Here is a 16,277-nt window from a genome sequence, read left to right as displayed (position 1 = left end):
ATTGGCGACATACATCATTGACCGATTACTCGAAGAAGCGGCAAGCGCGGGTCTGTGAAGGCGATTGCTCTCGCTTTCACAGGCTGTGTTTACTAGTAAATAAATGCACCCTTTATTCTAGGCCTGGGCCTATTCAATATCTGAAAGCGGATGTGTGCCTACTATCATGCTGACAGTTCGCACACTCTCTGGGCCGTCCTTTCACCTGAAAATTTTTGTGCTTTTTCATTTGGCTCGTACAAAAACGGGTGGGCCACGGCTTTGCTGGAAGTACACGGCCCCCTGCGGCGAGGGAGCTTGCTCCCGCTCGGCTGCGCAGCAGTTGCAAACTGGCTCTGTGAAAACTCATGTAACAACTGCCAATCTAACAAATCAGCCCCCTTTCTCGCTTCAAGTTAGGAGCGTCTTGGGACAATACCTAACTGATGCCCTCCTGCCATGGACATATAAAAGTATGTACCAGACGAACTATACGTTATGTGGTCAACTCCATCCCCCACAAGCTGGTCAGGCATTGGAATACTTGACATAAGCGTCAGCGTCGCCGTATCAATGACCTCTATGTGACGATAACTAGCCCCATACAAATAGACACGGGTGCCACCTGGACTACTTATAACTCTGAATGAGGCTGTACCTGCGCTCATCTGAGGAATAGCGATAGTCTTCATAATGCGCCCCGTCGCCACTTCCATAATAGACACAGAACTTATACCACTACCACTGGTAAAATAGTTTGGATTATGCCCTATATAAGCGCGGGATCCGTCAGGGCTTAGGCTCAGAGAGACAGCATAGTCGGTTGGAACGCCAATGGTGCGTAAAACGGTATGAGTCACCGTATCGACAACCTCGACTTTACTTGGACCGACGCCTAAAGCTGAAGCGTAATAACCAAGATCACCTGTTGGGTTGAAGCTGATATGGTTATTATCAGGATTGCCTGTAAGCGAGATTGACCCAATTAGCGAAAGACTCACTGTATCGTACACGGAAATACTGCGGGTATTCCTGACATAAATTTGAGTACCGTTCTTAGTCAGTGCTATAGCATTGCTTGTCGGGGATGGGTTAGCCCCTCCACTGGTGAACGAATAGGTCGTGAGGTCAAGAATTCGAATTGAATGCAGTATCCCTCCAAAATTCAAGACTGTCAGAAAAACGTAAGCCCATCTACCGTCCGGGGAAACGGCGATGTCCCAAGGACCAAGCGTTGGTTCTGGAGAGTCGACGGTTCTTATTACCGCATACGTCGCGGTGCTCACCACAACGATTTTTCTTGCTTCAAAAACACATACATAGAGATAGGCGCCGTCAGGACTCAGCGCGTGCCGGGTTGGGCTGATCCCGACGTCGATGCTGACCGGCGCTCTGACTATTACGTTATAGGTACGTAAAGGAAAAACAGTCGCGCCCTCCTCCACGCTGGAGCCATTGAATGTCACCTTGAGCTCCACCATTAACTCGGTGTTGCTCCCCAATAGTTCCAGCTGAGCGCGCGCGAGGCTTTTTGAAAGCCCGGCGGTGACTTCCGCAGAGGTAACTCCTGATGCCGTGTACAAGGTGATGAAATGATCATCGCCATTGGCTTTTTTGCCTAGACAGCGCAGCCAGACTTTTTGCCCGGCCGCGATACCCGGCCACGGTCTTACCTTGACGGTGGCATTGCCCGTGAATGTGCTCAGGTCGAGTGTCGCGCCTTCCCCATTGTTCTCGGCTTGCTGGATGTAAGGCTTATGCACCTCGGTCAGAGTAATGACGGTAAAGGTCGACGCAGCTGACTCAGGTTCGCTGCCATATAAGCCTCTGGCCTTCAGACTGTAAGCCTTGACGCTCAGGCCCGTGAGTGGGGTGCTCCACGTTGTCCCACCAACAGAAATGGGCACGGGGTTGCCGATATTGGCCGTACCGTCCATCAACTGAATCCGTTCACCGCTGTGTCCGGTACCCGTGACGGTGACGCTGGTCTCCACGGTACTGCCGCCCACGACAGTACCTTTGGAGTCACGGATATCGGTGAGGGTCGGTGTAAGCCATTCCACGGCCCTGACGATATAAGTACGCAGTGGGAACGCAACGACCTCGCTCTGGTTGCTACTGCGGTTAAACGTGACCTCAAGCACCACCTTGAGCGCGGAGCCATCGCGCAACTTCGCAAGCTCGGCCCGCGGGATTTCCTTGGAGAGGCCGGCGCCCACTTCACTTCCGCTTACCGCTGAATTGGTGTAAAGGGTGATCGTGTGATCGGTGTTATCGCTGGCGGTGCCCTCGCATCGCAACCAGACCCGCTGGCCTGCGGCGATCAGCGGCCACGGCGCTTCCGTGACCCGGGCATCGCCGGTGAAGCTGCTCAGGTCGAGCTCGCTACCGGTGCCGTTGCTAGCCGCTTGAGGGATCAGCGGCGTGGGCAGATCGCCCGCGGCGAACGCCTGCACGCTCAGGGTCAGTGGTGCTGACGCTGGCCACTCCTTACCCTCGCGGGTCACGGTGTAGGTGACTGTCACCGACCTCGCCAGGTTATAAGCGATGACCGAGACCGGCAGTTCAATCTCTCGGTTGGAAGGCAAATCGTCTGCCGGCTTGGTATAAGAACCCGCGCCTGCAGTACCGGCCCAGGTGACGCTGACTTTATCTCCGGGCTGGATACCATAATCGGGGATCAGCACGGTCAAGGCATCCTTAGCCGCCACCGGATTCAGTTGCTGGTTGGGCGCAGTGCCGGTGGCCTGCTTGATGCTGGGCGCTATGAAATCCATGCCTACGCCAATGCGCATCTGCAAGATTTCTGAAGCAGAAGTACCACCCGCAACCCGCTTGACCCAATACATCGCCCGCACCGTGCCATCCCGATTCCCCTCGATCAACGCGGCGGTGATGGGGAACGGGAGGTCTTGGTTCTCGGTAAATTCAGTCACCCGAATCGAGTCCCGATACCGGCCGGTTTTCGACCCCCACCACAAGCTATGCACCCGGTCGCCGGCCTTTTGCCCGCTGTATTGGCGAACGATCAAGCGTGTGCCGTTCGGCTTGTCCGCCGGATCCAGTACGCCGTCGTTCTCGCCTTCAACCACCGGGAGCGGTAATTCGGCCTGGGGGATGCCGATACTGAGCAGGTCGGCGTGCAGCGATTCCTCTGCGATGACTTCCCGGCTCACCACATCGCGCAACAGCTTGTAATACAGATCGAGCGTCCCGCCTTCAATGGTGGTGAGGTGCTCGCCGGTCACGACGATTTCGATCGGTACGCGACCCTCCGCTTCGTTCTCGCTGAGCGGATGCAGGGGCAAGTCGGGCTCGTAAGGGCTGCCGGTCTCGGTGAGCCCCTTCCAAATCAAGGCAATGGCATTGCCCTCTTCCATGGCCGGGTCCAGCGGGATCTCGATGGTTGTACTGGGCAGTTGTGGGTCGAGTGTGCCGGCGATTTCGTCCAGGGGGATCGGGGCCGCCAGGGGATTGGTCCGGCCCACGATCCGCGGCGCAAACACTTTCGAAAAAAGGTCGGGGCTCCCATCCGCCTTGATCAGCCGGTAGAAGAAAGCCGCATGGAGACCACCGGCCAGCTGTCGCACCTCGGCGCTGGGGCGTTTGAACTCAAGAACTCTTGGGACATCGAGAATTTTCTCCAGCGCGAAGGTGACTTCATCGATCTTTTCCCCCTCCGCCGTGGTGCCCGTCAAATGCATCTCGACTTCATCGCCCACCTCGAAGTTGGCATCCACTGCGATCACCTGAAAGGTCAGGTCCGCCTCGCCGAGCTGATCCACGTCCAGCTCCAGGTCGAACACCTCCTTGACCAACGGCGCCATCAAGCGCGAGTTGCCGGTGTCCACGATCACCCGCACTTCGGCACTGAAGTCTTCGGACTTGTTGTCCACCACGTCATAGACTTCAAAGACCACCGCCAGGCCGTTGGCATCGGTGTCCTCGACAATGGTGGTTTCGTCGACGGTGATCACCAGAGGGGTGTTCTGTGGCGGCAAATGTTCTTTTTCTACCGTTTTCCAAACGAATTTAATGCCCCAGAACAGTTTGATTCGATCCCCTTCGGCCATGATCGGGTAAGGCTCGATGGTTACCGGGACGCCTTGCTTGGCGGCCTCCTGGTCCACCGCGCCGGGCGGCAGGAACTCGGGGGGGATCGTCAGTTTCAGTGCGGAATGACCGGGCGTATCGCCGTTCTGATCGGGGCCACCGGGCGGGGCGAAGTCGATCTTGACGTGGATCTTCGTCACCACTGAAGGCCTGAAGTCGGGGTCCCCGAGTATTTTCACGTCGTAGCTCAAGTCGAAGTCCCCATCGACCAGCCCGCCTACGGGGATAAACCGCTCGACCCACTGGCCCACCTGACTCTCTTCATCGATAGAGCCCGTCAGCACGGGGACAGCGCCCAACTTGACCCTGTAGGAATCGCCCCGGCCCATGCGGTCCCCCCAGGGCGGTAGAAGCAGGCGCAACCCTTGGTGGGGAAAGACGAGCTTGGCGGCAGCGATGTTGATGCCGACGCTGCCCACCGGAGCCGGCAGATGCGCCGGGCCGCCGTCGGGAATGACCAGCGCGTCGTAATCCAGGGGGGTGTTGTCGGCAGTGTCCATGGCGGGGTCCCAGTCGGATGAGGTCTGGGTTTATTCAATGCCTGAAAGGGAGATGTGCCTACTGTCAGAGTTGACAGGTTGAAGGGACATCAAAAGGGCCGTGCGTGGGAAAACACGAACGGCCCTGAGTGTGACCCGCTTTCTGGTGAGCGCTGGATCCTGAACCGCAGGAGGCCATCAGGCCTTTTTATGCTGCTCCACCCACTTGCCATACGCATCGATAAATTTCTGCAGGAACGGCCTTACGGACTCCGACAGGTTGCCCGCCTCGTCAAACGCCGTCCCGGCCCCGCTCAGGTAGGCTTCCGGCTGCTGCATGCACGGCACATCGAGGAACACCAGGGACTGGCGCAAATGATGATTAGCGCCAAAACCCCCGATGGCGCCCGGCGATGCACTGATCACCGCGCCCGGCTTGCCACTGAAGCAACTCTGGCCATAAGGGCGCGAGCCGACGTCGATGGCATTTTTCAGCGGTGCCGGCACCGAACGGTTGTATTCAGGCGTGACGAACAGTATTGCGTCGGCTGCGCCCACCTGCTGACGGAATGTGGTGTAGGCTGCCGGCGGCGTTACGTCAATGTCTTCGTTATAGAGTGGCAAGTCGCCAATCTCGACGATGCTCAGTTTCAGATTGGCTGGCGCCAGGTCAGCCAGTGCCAGCGCCACCTTGCGATTGATCGATGCCTTGCGCAGGCTGCCCACCAAAACGGCCACTGTGTAGACATTACTCATAAGAGTCTCTCGACTGTCGGCTCAAAGGAGCCTGTAGTTATAGATGATCGGAGCGACAATTGGACCAGCGGGACGACGAAAACCGGCCGACTGGACTATTTTTTTCATGTAGGAAAACTTACCGCGCTTGACCAGGGTCTACAGAACCGCAAATCGAGTGATCTATTTCCAGAGGTTCTAAGCAATGGCAGCAGTACTTGTCGGACAATTTCATGCGCGGGACGCCGAAGGTCGCGTCTATTCGGTGCATGAGTTCCAGGAATCGACCCCGTCGCCGGACGGAAACGGCAAGGAGCCTGTCACTACCTATAAATTGGCTATCGGTGATCGAGTCACCAAACTCGACGACGGCAAATTTATTCTCGTGCAATCTCAAATCGAATTGACGCGCGAACCAGAAACGCCACTGCCCACTCAAACGCCCACTGAAACGCAAATAGCTTCATAACCGTTGGTTATGAGCAGAAGTCATGCCCGGACTTGGGTTAGGATTCAGCCACTCAATGGCTTACCTGCCTAATACGGACTTCTTGCATGCGTTTACGCCACATCGAAGTGATCCAGGCGCTGCTGCAGACCGGCCACCTCGGCACGGCGGCCGAATGGCTGCAACTGCCAGTGGCGGAGGTCGAGGCGATACTGCGCGATGCCGAGGCCCAATTGGGTTTCATGCTGTTTGCCAGCGTGCGCGGTCGCTTGCAGGCCACCCGGGAAACCCTTGAATTGCGCGACGGCATCACGCGGGTGTACGACACCCTCGAACCGGTGCAACGCCTGGCCAGCAGCCTGAAACACTATCAGGCACCTCCCCTGCGAGTCATCTGCACCCCGCCGCTGGCCCAACAGCTGTTGCCCCAGAGCATCGCCGCACTGCGTCGACGGCATCCGGATGTGCCTTGCACCCTGCTCAGCCAACCGACCCGCGACATCGTCCAAAGCCTGCTATTGCGTGAAAGTGACCTGGGCCTGAGCTTGCACGACCCGGAACACCCCGACATCCATTGCCAGATGATTGCCCAGGGCAAACTGCAATTGCTGGCGCCCCACGGCTGGCTGCAACCGCGGCAAAAATACATTTCGCTTCAGGATCTGGCGGGCCAGTCGCTGGTGGGGCTCGATGGCCACGACCCGCTGAGCCCCGCGTTCGAACATAAACTGGCGGCGCTGCGGCCGGCGCCGGTGATCCAGATCCGCGTACAGACCCATCAGATGATGCGCGCCATGGTCGAGGCCGGCGAAGGCCTGGCCATTGTCGACCCGTTCACCGCCTCAGGTGCCAAGGGCGGTGAGCTGGATGTCTGCCCGGTGTCACCGGCGATTGCGATTGGTCTCTATGCCCTGAGCCTGAACGGCACGCAACCCTCGCCCGCCGTCCAATCGTTGCTGGAGCGGCTTACGGAACAAGCCGAGGCGTTGCTGAGCCACTGATCGACATGCCCAGCGGATCGTCGAACAACCGATACCAGAACAACGCCACTTCGGCGGTATGCCGGTCGATGCCGCGATAGCGCAAATGGTCGATGCCGCCGAGCACGTACCCGCAACGCTCATAGAGTCGGCAGGCCCCCAGGTTGTTGTTCTGGGTTTCCAGCATGATCCCCGGCAGTTTTTTCTTGCGACTCCAGAAGTGAGCGACGTCGAGCAGCGCCTTGGCCACCCCGTGGCGACGGGCCGGAGCATGCACTGCCAGTTCGTCGATATGGGCGAAACCGTTCCAGTTGGTACTGACCACCAGGTGCCCTACCGGCTGGTCGTCGAGATAAGCCATGAAGATCTCGCTGTCCGGGGCATTGCGAAAGCTGCTGAACTCTTCTGGGTCGATGCCATAGCACTTGCGATAGGGCACGATGGGCGTCACCGCCCATTGGCTCACGGGCCGGCCCACCTGCGCCGTACCGTAGTCGCTGACCTCGAAACTGAAATCACTGCCCCAGATGTAGGCGGCAAAGCCATCATCGACGACGCGTACCGACAGACCGGGGTGTTTGGGATTCATGACCGGTTGCATACTGGGGAAAGTCCTCATTCCTTGAGACAACCAACGGCGCATCGCCATCCATTGCCCTTGCCTTGCAAATCTTCACACATCAAGCGGGATCCGTAGCCTGCCCGTTACCTCAGGTTAGAAGGTACTGGCGATTGTGGCGAGAAATGAACGTGGATGCAGCCGTTCGCCCATGGTTTGCCGGAATCACTGTGGCGAGGGAGCTTGCTCCCGCTGGGCTGCGAAGCAGCCCCTTTTTGTGAGCGCTTCGCACTCAGACGGGAGCAAGCTCCCTCGCCACAGGCTCTTTATTTGCCTTGAGCTTCATCCGTTCGCCGGGGCCTGCGCCTCGACCAACTGCGTCCACAGTGCCGGAGCACCGGCGGACTTGGCGATGGCTTCCAGACGCGCGGCATGTTCGGCCAGGTCGTTTTCGCTGGCGCGGATGATCCGGGATGGCTGGCGGTCAGCGGGCAAACGACGGATTTCCGAGGCCTGGTTGCCCGAGCCTTCGCCGGTACCGTTGCCGTCCGAGGCGTTGCCGGCCAGGGACAGGCTGGTCTGGCCGCCGGTCATGGTCAGGTAGACGTCGGCCAGGATCTCGGAGTCGAGCAAGGCGCCGTGCAGTTCCCGGCCGGAGTTGTCGACATCGTAGCGCTTGCACAAGGCATCGAGGCTGTTGCGCTGCCCCGGATGGCGTTCCCGAGCCATCATCAGGGTATCGAGGATGGTGCAATGCCGGGTGATGTCGGCGCGGTCGTGCTGGCCCATCAGGGCGAATTCGTTGTTGATGAAACCAACGTCGAACGCCGCGTTATGGATGATCAACTGCGCGCCCTGGATGAACTCGAAGAACTCATCGGCCACTTCGGCGAAACGCGGCTTGCCCACCAGGAACTCGTTGGTGATGCCGTGGACGCCGATGGCGCCTTCATCACTTTCGCGGTCCGGTTGCAGGTAAACGTGGAAATGGCGACCGGTCAGGCGCCGGCCGATCAGCTCGACACAGCCGATTTCGATAATCCGGTGACCATCGGTCACCGGCATGCCGGTGGTTTCGGTATCCAGTACAACAGATCTGTTGGCCATCAGTGTTCAGCTCTCAACGGGCATGCTTGCAAAAGCGCGGATGTTAACACGCTCCGAGGGAGTTGCTGGCCGCAGCTTTTGTGGCGAGGGGATTTATCCCCGCTGAGTTGCGAAGCGACCCCATTCAAGCTTCCTGACACACCGTAGTGCCTGGCTTTAGGGCTGCTTCGCAGCCCAGCGGGGATAAATCCCCTCGCCACAAAGTGTGCATGCCCAACTGAACAGGATTGCATCAAGCCTGCTTGAAGCCCCGCACCTCATCCACCCCACGATTGGCCAGTTGGTCGGCCCGTTCATTACCGTGGTGGCCGATGTGACCGCGCACCCACTTCCAGGTGACGTTGTGACGGTTGACCTGCTCATCCAGCAGCATCCAGAGGTCGGCGTTTTTCACCGGTTCCTTCGCGGCCGTCTTCCAGCCGCGCTTCTTCCAATTGGCCATCCACTCGTTGATGCCCTTCATCACGTACTGCGAGTCGGTGACCAACAGAACGTCGCAGGAACGCTTGAGTTCCTCCAGGCCACGGATGGCGCCCATCAGTTCCATGCGATTGTTGGTGGTATTGGTTTCACCGCCCCAGAGCTCCTTCTCCACCCCTTTGCACACCAGCAACGCGCCCCAGCCGCCGGGGCCGGGATTGCCCTTGCAGGCGCCATCAGTGAAGAGTTCTACGCTATCGCTCATGCCAATCTATCCAGAAAAAATGCAAAGGCCTGCCGATCGGGGCGACAACGCCCGAAGCCGAAATATCGGCAGGCCATCAGAAAAGGGGTTACGGCTCGATGTGGCGACGATTGACCTTGGCCATTGGCAAAGGGATCAGCTTGCCCATCGGCTCGCGTCGCGCCTGACGAACCGGACGCAGCCCGACCGCGATCTTGCGCGCCACCAGCAAATAGAAACCACCGCCGGACAACTGCCAGTCACCGGCCTTGCGCTCCCAACCGGCCAGGCGGGCCTGCCACTTGGGCGACGCAAGCGGCGGACGATAGCACCCGAAGCGGCGTTTCTCCAGCGCGAAGCCCAGCAGGTTCAGCCAGTCGCCGACCCGCGAGGCCGAGATGCAGCGAGCCTGGCGCAAGGCATCGTGGGCGAACACGTGACGCAACCCCCAACTGCTCCAGGGGTTGATGCCGATGATCAACAGATGCCCGCCGGGACGCACGCTGCTGGCGGCTTCACGCAGCAAGCCGTGGGGCGACAGGCAGAAATCCAGGCCGTGCTGCATCACCACCACGTCGGCGGCGTGCTCGCTCAAGGGCCAGGCCTGCTCTTCGCAGACAATCTCTACTCCGGGCAATGGCGCTCCCAGGCGGACGTTGCGCTGGACCTGCGGTGCCGACGGCGGCGTCTGCGCCGAAGGCCCGTAATGCACCAGGTAGCCGCCGAAGAACCGGCCCAGCTCGTCTTCGAGCATGCGCCGCTCTTCTTCCAGCAAAAATTGCCCGACAGGGCCGGACAGCCATTCACGGGCCGCGCTGATCAACGCCAGCCAGTCAGGATCAGCCTGAGCGAACGCTTCATCGGTCATTGCATTCTCCAACGCGTCAGGAAGTTCTAAGATGCGCCTTTGTTTTCCGCTTGGCGAATTCCGCGATGATACAGATCAGTGCCCTGCCCGCATTCACCGATAACTACATCTGGTTGTTACAGGATCACGCGACCCAACGCTGCGCCGTGGTCGACCCGGGTGACGCCGCGCCCGTGCAAGCCTGGCTCGTCGCCCATCCAGGCTGGGCCTTGAGCGACATATTGATCACCCACCATCACCATGATCATGTCGGCGGCGTCGAGGCGCTGAAAAACGCAACGCACGCCACCGTCCATGGCCCGGCCAGTGAAAACATCCCGGCGCGGGATGTGGCGCTCAGTGACAACGACACGCTCAGCGTGCTCGGCCTGGACTTCGAGGTCTACGCCGTGCCCGGACACACCTTGGGGCATATCGCCTACTACCACCACGGCCTGCTGTTTTGTGGCGATACGCTGTTTGCCGCCGGTTGCGGCCGACTCTTCGAAGGGACGCCTGGGCAAATGTACCACTCCCTCAGCCGCCTCGCCGCCCTGCCCGAAGATACGCTGGTCTACTGCACCCATGAATATACCCTCAGCAATCTGAAGTTTGCCGCCGCGGTGGAACCGGGCAATCCGGACATCGCCGCCCGTCTGGAAAAAGTCAGCCGGCAACGCCACGAAGGCGTCATTACCCTGCCCTCGACCCTGGCCCTGGAAAAGCTCACCAATCCCTTCCTGCGTACCGCCGAAACATCTGTTAAACAAAAAGCAGACGAACGGAATGGCCAGCGTAACGAGACGCCGACCGAGGTTTTTGCGGCCTTGAGGGCTTGGAAAGATAAGTTCTAAGGGAGCTATCCATTGATACAAAAATTCTGAAAGGTTGACCTGTTGGGGTGCGCTTCCTAGAATCGGCCGACATTTTTGCCCGGAACTTACTTCCAGCCAATGTCGTCATCTATACGAAGGTCCGTCCAGTCAGACACATTGACCCGCTTGGCTCAAGCCATTGCGGTGGCTGTGTCCGCCACCCTGGCGGGCTGCCAGAGCACGGGCCAGGTTCCGCAAAGCGACGCGGCCCACACGCCGAATATCGCCGCTCGCGCCAAGCAAAAACCTATCTGGCTCACTGAAAAACCTACCCCTCAAGTGCCCCAGGACGTCTGGGAACGCATGCGCCAGGGCTTCCAGTTGCAGGAAACCGCCGGCGTCAATCCACGTATCGAGCAACAGCGCCTGTGGTTCGCCAGTAACCCGTCCTTCCTGGAAAACGCCGGTGAGCGCGGCAGCCTGTACATCCATTACATCGTCGAACGCCTCGAAGAACGCAACATGCCGTTGGAACTGGCGCTGCTGCCGGTGATCGAGAGCGCCTACAACCCGATGGCCTATTCCCGGGCCAATGCGGTGGGGCTGTGGCAATTCATCCCGTCCACGGGGCGTTACTTCAACCTGCGCCAGACCCGCTTCTATGACGGGCGTCGCGATATCACCGCGTCCACCACGGCCGCGATGGACTACCTGACGCGCCTGCACGACATGTTCAACGGCGACTGGCTGCTGGCGTTGGCGGCGTACAACGCAGGCGAAGGCACGGTCAGCCGCGCCATCGAGCGCAACGAAAAGCTTGGCCTGCCCACTGATTACTGGAACCTGCCGCTGCCCAGCGAAACCCAGGCCTACGTGCCGAAGCTGCTGGCCTTGTCCCAGGTGGTGCTCTCCCCCGATGCCTATGGCGTGAACCTCAACCCGATCGCCAACGAACCCTATTTCCAGGTCGTCGAAATCAACCAGCGCATGGACCTTTCCAAGGTCGCGGCGGTGGCCAACATCGACGAAGACGAACTGTTCCAGCTCAACCCGGCCTTCAAGCAACGCACCACCATCGACGGTCCGCAACACCTGCTGGTGCCCACGTCCAAGGCCCAGTTGCTGACCGCCAGCCTGTCGACCATGCGTCCGGAAGAGTTGATCAGCCAGCGCTCGCTCAAGCCGGTGTTCGAGAGCGTCGATGACAGCGACGTGGAAGGCGCCAGGCGCAACTACCGCGTCAAGCGCGGCGACAACCTGGCCCAGATCGCCAAGGCCAACAATGTCCAGACCAAGGACCTGCAACGTTGGAACAAGCTCAGCGGCAATAAACTCAAGGTCGGCCAAACCCTGGTGATGCAGGACACCAAAGCCACCAAGGCCACCGGCAAGCGCATCAGCACCGTGGTCGCCGCCAACAGCAAGGATCAAAAGAAGCAGACCCAATACAAGGTCAAGCAGGGTGACTCGTTGTACGTAGTGGCCAAGCGCTTCAACGTCGAAATGCAGCACCTCAAGCGCTGGAATCCACGGATGGGCAAGGCGCTCAAGCCTGGGCAGATGCTGACGGTTTACTCCCCCCACTAAGCCTCGCGGTGGCCGAGGGGATTTTTGTGGTGAGGGGATTTATCCCCGTTGGGCTGCGAAGCAGCCCTAAAGCCAGGCACCACGGTGTTTAAGGAAGTTGGGATGGGGTCGCTTCGCAACCCAGCGGGGATAAATCCCCTCGCCACAGGTTCCGTGCTCGACGGATATCCACCACCTTACTGACATTCCCCGCTAAAACCCGCCTTTTTCCTGCCGATACAAGCTGTTACTGTACAGGCCATAAAAGCCCAAGCCGCCTGGATCGAATCTCAGACTTGATACGTCCCCTCCTCCTGCTCCTGATCAGCCTGGCCTTGAGTTCTCCCGCCAGCGCAACCATCAGCGAAAGCCATGGCTATGCGCAGTTCGGCACGCTCAAGTACCCGGCCAGATTCACCCACTTCGATTGGGTCAATCCGCAAGCGCCCAAGGGCGGTACCTTGCGGGTCATGGCATTTGGCACCTTCGATACGCTCAACCCCTACACGTTCAAGGGCAGCAGCCCGGTCTCCACGCCGAATTTCCTGCAATACGGCATCAACGAGCTGAACGAACCGCTGATGATCGGCACCGGCCAGTACGCACCGTCCGGTGATGAACCGACGTCGAGCTACGGCCTGATCGCCCAATCGGTGGAGTACAGCGAAGACCGCAGTTGGGTGGTGTTCAACCTGCGGCCCGAAGCGCGATTTCACGATGGTGTGCCGATTACCGCCTATGACGTGGCGTTCTCCTATAGAACCCTGCTCAAGGACGGTCACCCGCAATACCGCACCAACCTGCAGGAAGTGCTGCGGGTCGACATTCTCAACCCGCTGAAAATCCGCTTTGTCTTCAAGCGCGCAGGCAATCCGCTGCTGATCCTGCGCCTGGGCGAGTTGCCGGTGCTGCCCCAGCATTACTGGAAAGGCCGCGACTTCAAGGCCACCACGTTCGAGCCGCCGCTGGGCAGCGGGCCCTATCGCATCACCAAAGTGCAGCCGGGTCGTCAACTGGTGTTCGAACGGGTCAAGGATTACTGGGGCAAGGACCTGCCGGTCAATCGCGGCAAATACAACTTCGACCGAATGGACGTGGAGTTCTACCGCGACAGCGAAGTCGCCTTCGAAGCCTTCAAGGCCGGTGAATTCGACATCTACATCGAGCATCAGGCCAAGAATTGGGCCAACGGCTATGATTTCCCGGCGATCAAGCGCGGCGACGTGATCAAGGCTCAGATCCCTCACCAGATCCCGACCCAGACCCAGGGCCTGTTCATGAATACCCGGCGCAGCACGTTCGCCGAGGTCAAGGTTCGCGAGGCCTTGGGGCTGATGTTCGATTTCGAGTGGACCAACCGCACGCTGTTCAGCGGCGCCTACAAACGCACCCTCAGCTATTACCCCAACAGCGAATTCTCTGCCAGCGGCCTTCCGGTGGGCCACGAATGGCTGCTGCTCAAGCCCTACCGTGAACAATTGCCGCCCAAACTGCTCACCGAACCCTTCAGCTTGCCCAAAACCGATGGTCGCGGCATTCCCCGGGAAACCCTGCGCAAAGCCTTGGCACTCTTGAAGGACGCCGGTTGGACCCTCAACGGCCAACGACTGGTGAACGCCGACAGCCAGCCCCTGACCTTCGAGATCCTCTTGGTGAATCCGAACCTGGAGCGCATCCTGCAACCCTACGTTGAAAACCTCGCCAGCATCGGCATCCAGGCCCGGCTGCGCACGGTGGACCGCGCCCAGTACAAACAGCGCCTGGACCAGTTCGACTTCGACATGATCCTGCTGACCCTGGGCCAGACCCTCAGCCCGGGCCTGGAACAATGGCAGTACTTCCATTCCAGCCAGGTCGGAGTCAAGGGCAGCAAAAACTACGCGGGGATCGCCAGCCCCGTGGTCGATCACTTGTTGGAAAAGCTGCTGGCCGCCCGAACCCGCGACGAACAGGTCGCCGCCGGCAAGGCCCTGGACCGTGTGTTGCTGTGGCAGCACTACTGCATCCCCAACTGGTATCTCAATTATCATCGCCTGGCGTACCGCAACCGGTTCGCCTTCGTCACCACGCCGCCCTACACCCTGGGCCTGAGCGCGTGGTGGCTGAAATCTTCGGAGAAAGATCAATGAAGCCTTTTCGCGCCCTGCTCCTGCAGGCCAGCAGCCTGTTATTCGCCGGGCTGGCCTGCGCCGCGCCGCAGCACGCCTTGACCTTGTACAACGAACCACCGAAATACCCGGCCGACTTCAAGCACTTCGACTACGTGAACCCCGACGCCCCCAAGGGCGGCGTGTTCCGCCAGGGCGGGTTTGGCGGCTTCGACAGCCTCAACCCGTTCATCAGCAAAGGTGTACCGGCCGATGACATCGGCCTGATCTACGACACCCTGGCCAAGCAGGGCCTGGACGAACCCTTCACCGAATACGGCCTGATCGCCGAAAAGATCGAGAAAGCCCCCGACAATGGCTGGGTGCGCTTCTACCTGCGCCCCGAAGCCCGCTTCAATGATGGTCATCCGGTGCGCGCCGAAGACGTGGTCTTCAGCTTCCAGACCCTGACCAAGGACGGCGCCCCGATGTTCCGCGGCTATTACAACGACGTCGCCGAAGTGATCGCCGAAACCCCGCTCAAAGTGCTGTTCAAGTTCAAGCACACCAACAACCGCGAATTGCCGTTGATCCTCGGCCAATTGCCGGTATTGCCAAAACACTGGTGGGCCGAGCGCGACTTCAACAAAGGCAACCTGGAGATCCCTCTCGGCAGCGGCCCTTACAAGGTCGCCGAGGTGAAGGCCGGACGCTCGATTCGCTATGAGCGCGTGAAGGACTATTGGGGCAAGGACCTGCCGGTCAATCGCGGTTTCTACAATTTCGACGTACTGACCACCGACTACTACCGCGACAACACTGTCGCGGTCGAGGCCCTGAAAGCCGGGCAATTCGATTTCTGGCTGGAAATGACCGCCAAGAACTGGGCCAACGCCTACAACATCCCGGCCGTGGCCGAGGGTCGGTTGATCAAGGAACAGATCCCCAACGGCAACCCCACCGGCATGCAGGGCTTTGTCTACAACCTGCGCCGCCCGATCTTCCAGGACGTGCGGGTGCGCAAGGCCTTGAGCCTGCTGCTGGATTTCGAGTGGACCAACAAGCAACTGTTCAACGGCGCTTACGCCCGCACTCGCAGCTATTTCGAAAATTCGGAAATGGCCGCTACCGGCCTGCCCGGCGAAGACGAGCTGAAGATTCTCGAACCCCTGCGCGGCAAGATTCCCGAGCAGGTGTTCAGCGAAGCCTTCCAACCCTCGATATGCGACGGCAGCGGCATGATCCGCGACCACCAGCGCAAGGCTTACCAATTACTGCAAGAAGCCGGCTGGCGCATCGTCGACGACAAAATGGTCGACGCCCAAGGCAAACCGGTGGTGCTGGAGTTCCTGCTGGCCCAGACCGAATTCGAGCGAGTGCTACTGCCGTTCAAGCGCAACCTGAGCGACCTGGGCATTGAACTGGTGATTCGCCGTGTGGACGTGTCCCAGTACATCAACCGTGTGCGCTCCCGGGATTTCGACCTGGTGGTGGGCAGCTTCCCGCAATCCAGCTCGCCGGGTAACGAGCAGCGTGAGTTCTGGATGACGGCCGCCGCCGACAAGCCCGGCAGCCGCAACACCATGGGCCTGAAGGATCCGGCCGTGGACCAATTGGTGGAGCAACTGATCAACGCCGATTCGCGCAAGAGCCTGGTGGCCCACGCCCGGGCGCTGGACCGGGTGCTGCAATGGGGCTATTACGTGATTCCCAACTGGCACATCAAGACCTGGCGCGTCGCCTACTGGAACCACATCGGCCATCCGAAAATCACGCCGACCTATGACATCGGCACCACCACCTGGTGGGTCAAGCCGGACACCAAGCCGGCCATCGAGGTAGAAAAACAAGTCATGGAACAACAGATCAACACCGCTCCAGTGAGCGTGGAGTAACCC

The 16,277-nt window shown here is 59.6% G+C and carries 12 protein-coding genes; 6 read left to right on the top strand and 6 right to left on the bottom strand.

Translation table 11 applies throughout. The features are described 5' to 3' along the window. Positions 1-395: 395 nt before the first annotated feature. Both CD58_RS28770 and CD58_RS12225 read right to left on the bottom strand, forming a co-directional pair. Positions 396-4,592 (bottom strand): YncE family protein, encoded by a 4,197-nt coding sequence (locus tag CD58_RS28770; RefSeq protein ID WP_025213282.1) that lies wholly within the window; start codon positions 4,590-4,592, stop codon positions 396-398. Between the two features lie 177 nt (positions 4,593-4,769). Then, a complete protein-coding gene (locus CD58_RS12225) occupies positions 4,770-5,327 on the bottom strand; it encodes an NADPH-dependent FMN reductase (protein ID WP_025213281.1) in 558 nt (185 codons plus the stop codon). A 184-nt stretch (positions 5,328-5,511) separates the two neighbouring features. Here CD58_RS12225 and CD58_RS29240 point away from each other — a divergent pair, with 184 nt between their 5' ends. Both CD58_RS29240 and CD58_RS12220 read left to right on the top strand, forming a co-directional pair. Next, positions 5,512-5,775, top strand: a complete 264-nt coding sequence (locus CD58_RS29240) for a hypothetical protein (protein ID WP_025213280.1) — start codon at positions 5,512-5,514, stop codon at positions 5,773-5,775. 86 nt (positions 5,776-5,861) lie between these two features. Next, positions 5,862-6,755, top strand: a complete 894-nt coding sequence (locus CD58_RS12220; protein ID WP_025213279.1) for a LysR family transcriptional regulator — start codon at positions 5,862-5,864, stop codon at positions 6,753-6,755. Here CD58_RS12220 and CD58_RS12215 read toward each other — a convergent pair. The 4 genes from CD58_RS12215 to CD58_RS12200 form a co-directional block, all read right to left on the bottom strand. Next, complete coding sequence (locus tag CD58_RS12215; RefSeq protein ID WP_025213278.1) at positions 6,721-7,335, bottom strand: GNAT family N-acetyltransferase; 615 nt, start codon at positions 7,333-7,335, stop codon at positions 6,721-6,723. The genes CD58_RS12220 and CD58_RS12215 overlap by 35 nt on opposite strands. A gap of 300 nt (positions 7,336-7,635) precedes the next feature. Next, positions 7,636-8,400, bottom strand: a complete 765-nt coding sequence (dnaQ, locus tag CD58_RS12210; RefSeq protein ID WP_025213277.1) for a DNA polymerase III subunit epsilon — start codon at positions 8,398-8,400, stop codon at positions 7,636-7,638. 232 nt (positions 8,401-8,632) lie between these two features. Further along, a complete protein-coding gene (gene rnhA / locus CD58_RS12205) occupies positions 8,633-9,085 on the bottom strand; it encodes a ribonuclease HI (protein ID WP_025213276.1) in 453 nt (150 codons plus the stop codon). Positions 9,086-9,173: 88 nt separating this feature from the next. Then, positions 9,174-9,932 (bottom strand): class I SAM-dependent methyltransferase, encoded by a 759-nt coding sequence (locus CD58_RS12200; protein WP_025213275.1) that lies wholly within the window; start codon positions 9,930-9,932, stop codon positions 9,174-9,176. A 65-nt stretch (positions 9,933-9,997) separates the two neighbouring features. Here CD58_RS12200 and gloB point away from each other — a divergent pair, with 65 nt between their 5' ends. The 4 genes from gloB (at position 9,998) to CD58_RS12180 (ending at position 16,274) form a co-directional block, all read left to right on the top strand. Further along, positions 9,998-10,765: a hydroxyacylglutathione hydrolase gene (gene gloB, locus CD58_RS12195; protein ID WP_025213274.1), complete on the top strand. Its 768-nt coding sequence runs from the start codon at positions 9,998-10,000 to the stop codon at positions 10,763-10,765. Positions 10,766-10,864: 99 nt separating this feature from the next. After that, positions 10,865-12,313: a transglycosylase SLT domain-containing protein gene (locus CD58_RS12190; protein ID WP_025213273.1), complete on the top strand. Its 1,449-nt coding sequence runs from the start codon at positions 10,865-10,867 to the stop codon at positions 12,311-12,313. Between the two features lie 275 nt (positions 12,314-12,588). After that, the gene (locus CD58_RS12185; protein ID WP_025213272.1) at positions 12,589-14,421 is read left to right on the top strand and encodes an extracellular solute-binding protein; all 1,833 of its coding nucleotides are present in this window, start codon (positions 12,589-12,591) and stop codon (positions 14,419-14,421) included. Then, positions 14,418-16,274 (top strand): extracellular solute-binding protein, encoded by a 1,857-nt coding sequence (locus CD58_RS12180; RefSeq protein WP_025213271.1) that lies wholly within the window; start codon positions 14,418-14,420, stop codon positions 16,272-16,274. The genes CD58_RS12185 and CD58_RS12180 overlap by 4 nt, the downstream gene beginning before the upstream one ends. The last annotated feature ends 3 nt before the right edge of the window (positions 16,275-16,277 follow it).

This window comes from Pseudomonas brassicacearum, from assembly GCF_000585995.1.
Lineage (GTDB): Bacteria > Pseudomonadota > Gammaproteobacteria > Pseudomonadales > Pseudomonadaceae > Aquipseudomonas > Aquipseudomonas brassicacearum_A.
The sequence above is the reverse complement of the archived record's forward strand: the minus strand, read 5'-3'. Positions and strand labels throughout refer to the sequence as shown.

Excerpts from the sequence above, each read along its gene's own strand:
- CD58_RS12190 (WP_025213273.1), top strand. The coding sequence starts at position 10,865 with ATGTCGTCATCTATACGAAGGTCCGTCCAGTCAGACACATTGACCCGC.
- CD58_RS12180 (WP_025213271.1), top strand. The coding sequence starts at position 14,418 with ATGAAGCCTTTTCGCGCCCTGCTCCTGCAGGCCAGCAGCCTGTTATTC.
- CD58_RS12225 (WP_025213281.1), bottom strand. The coding sequence starts at position 5,327 with ATGAGTAATGTCTACACAGTGGCCGTTTTGGTGGGCAGCCTGCGCAAG.
- CD58_RS12200 (WP_025213275.1), bottom strand. The coding sequence starts at position 9,932 with ATGACCGATGAAGCGTTCGCTCAGGCTGATCCTGACTGGCTGGCGTTG.
- CD58_RS12215 (WP_025213278.1), bottom strand. The coding sequence starts at position 7,335 with ATGCAACCGGTCATGAATCCCAAACACCCCGGTCTGTCGGTACGCGTC.
- rnhA (WP_025213276.1), bottom strand. The coding sequence starts at position 9,085 with ATGAGCGATAGCGTAGAACTCTTCACTGATGGCGCCTGCAAGGGCAAT.
- CD58_RS12220 (WP_025213279.1), top strand. The coding sequence starts at position 5,862 with ATGCGTTTACGCCACATCGAAGTGATCCAGGCGCTGCTGCAGACCGGC.
- CD58_RS29240 (WP_025213280.1), top strand. The coding sequence starts at position 5,512 with ATGGCAGCAGTACTTGTCGGACAATTTCATGCGCGGGACGCCGAAGGT.
- dnaQ (WP_025213277.1), bottom strand. The coding sequence starts at position 8,400 with ATGGCCAACAGATCTGTTGTACTGGATACCGAAACCACCGGCATGCCG.
- gloB (WP_025213274.1), top strand. The coding sequence starts at position 9,998 with ATGATACAGATCAGTGCCCTGCCCGCATTCACCGATAACTACATCTGG.
- CD58_RS28770 (WP_025213282.1), bottom strand. The coding sequence starts at position 4,592 with ATGGACACTGCCGACAACACCCCCCTGGATTACGACGCGCTGGTCATT.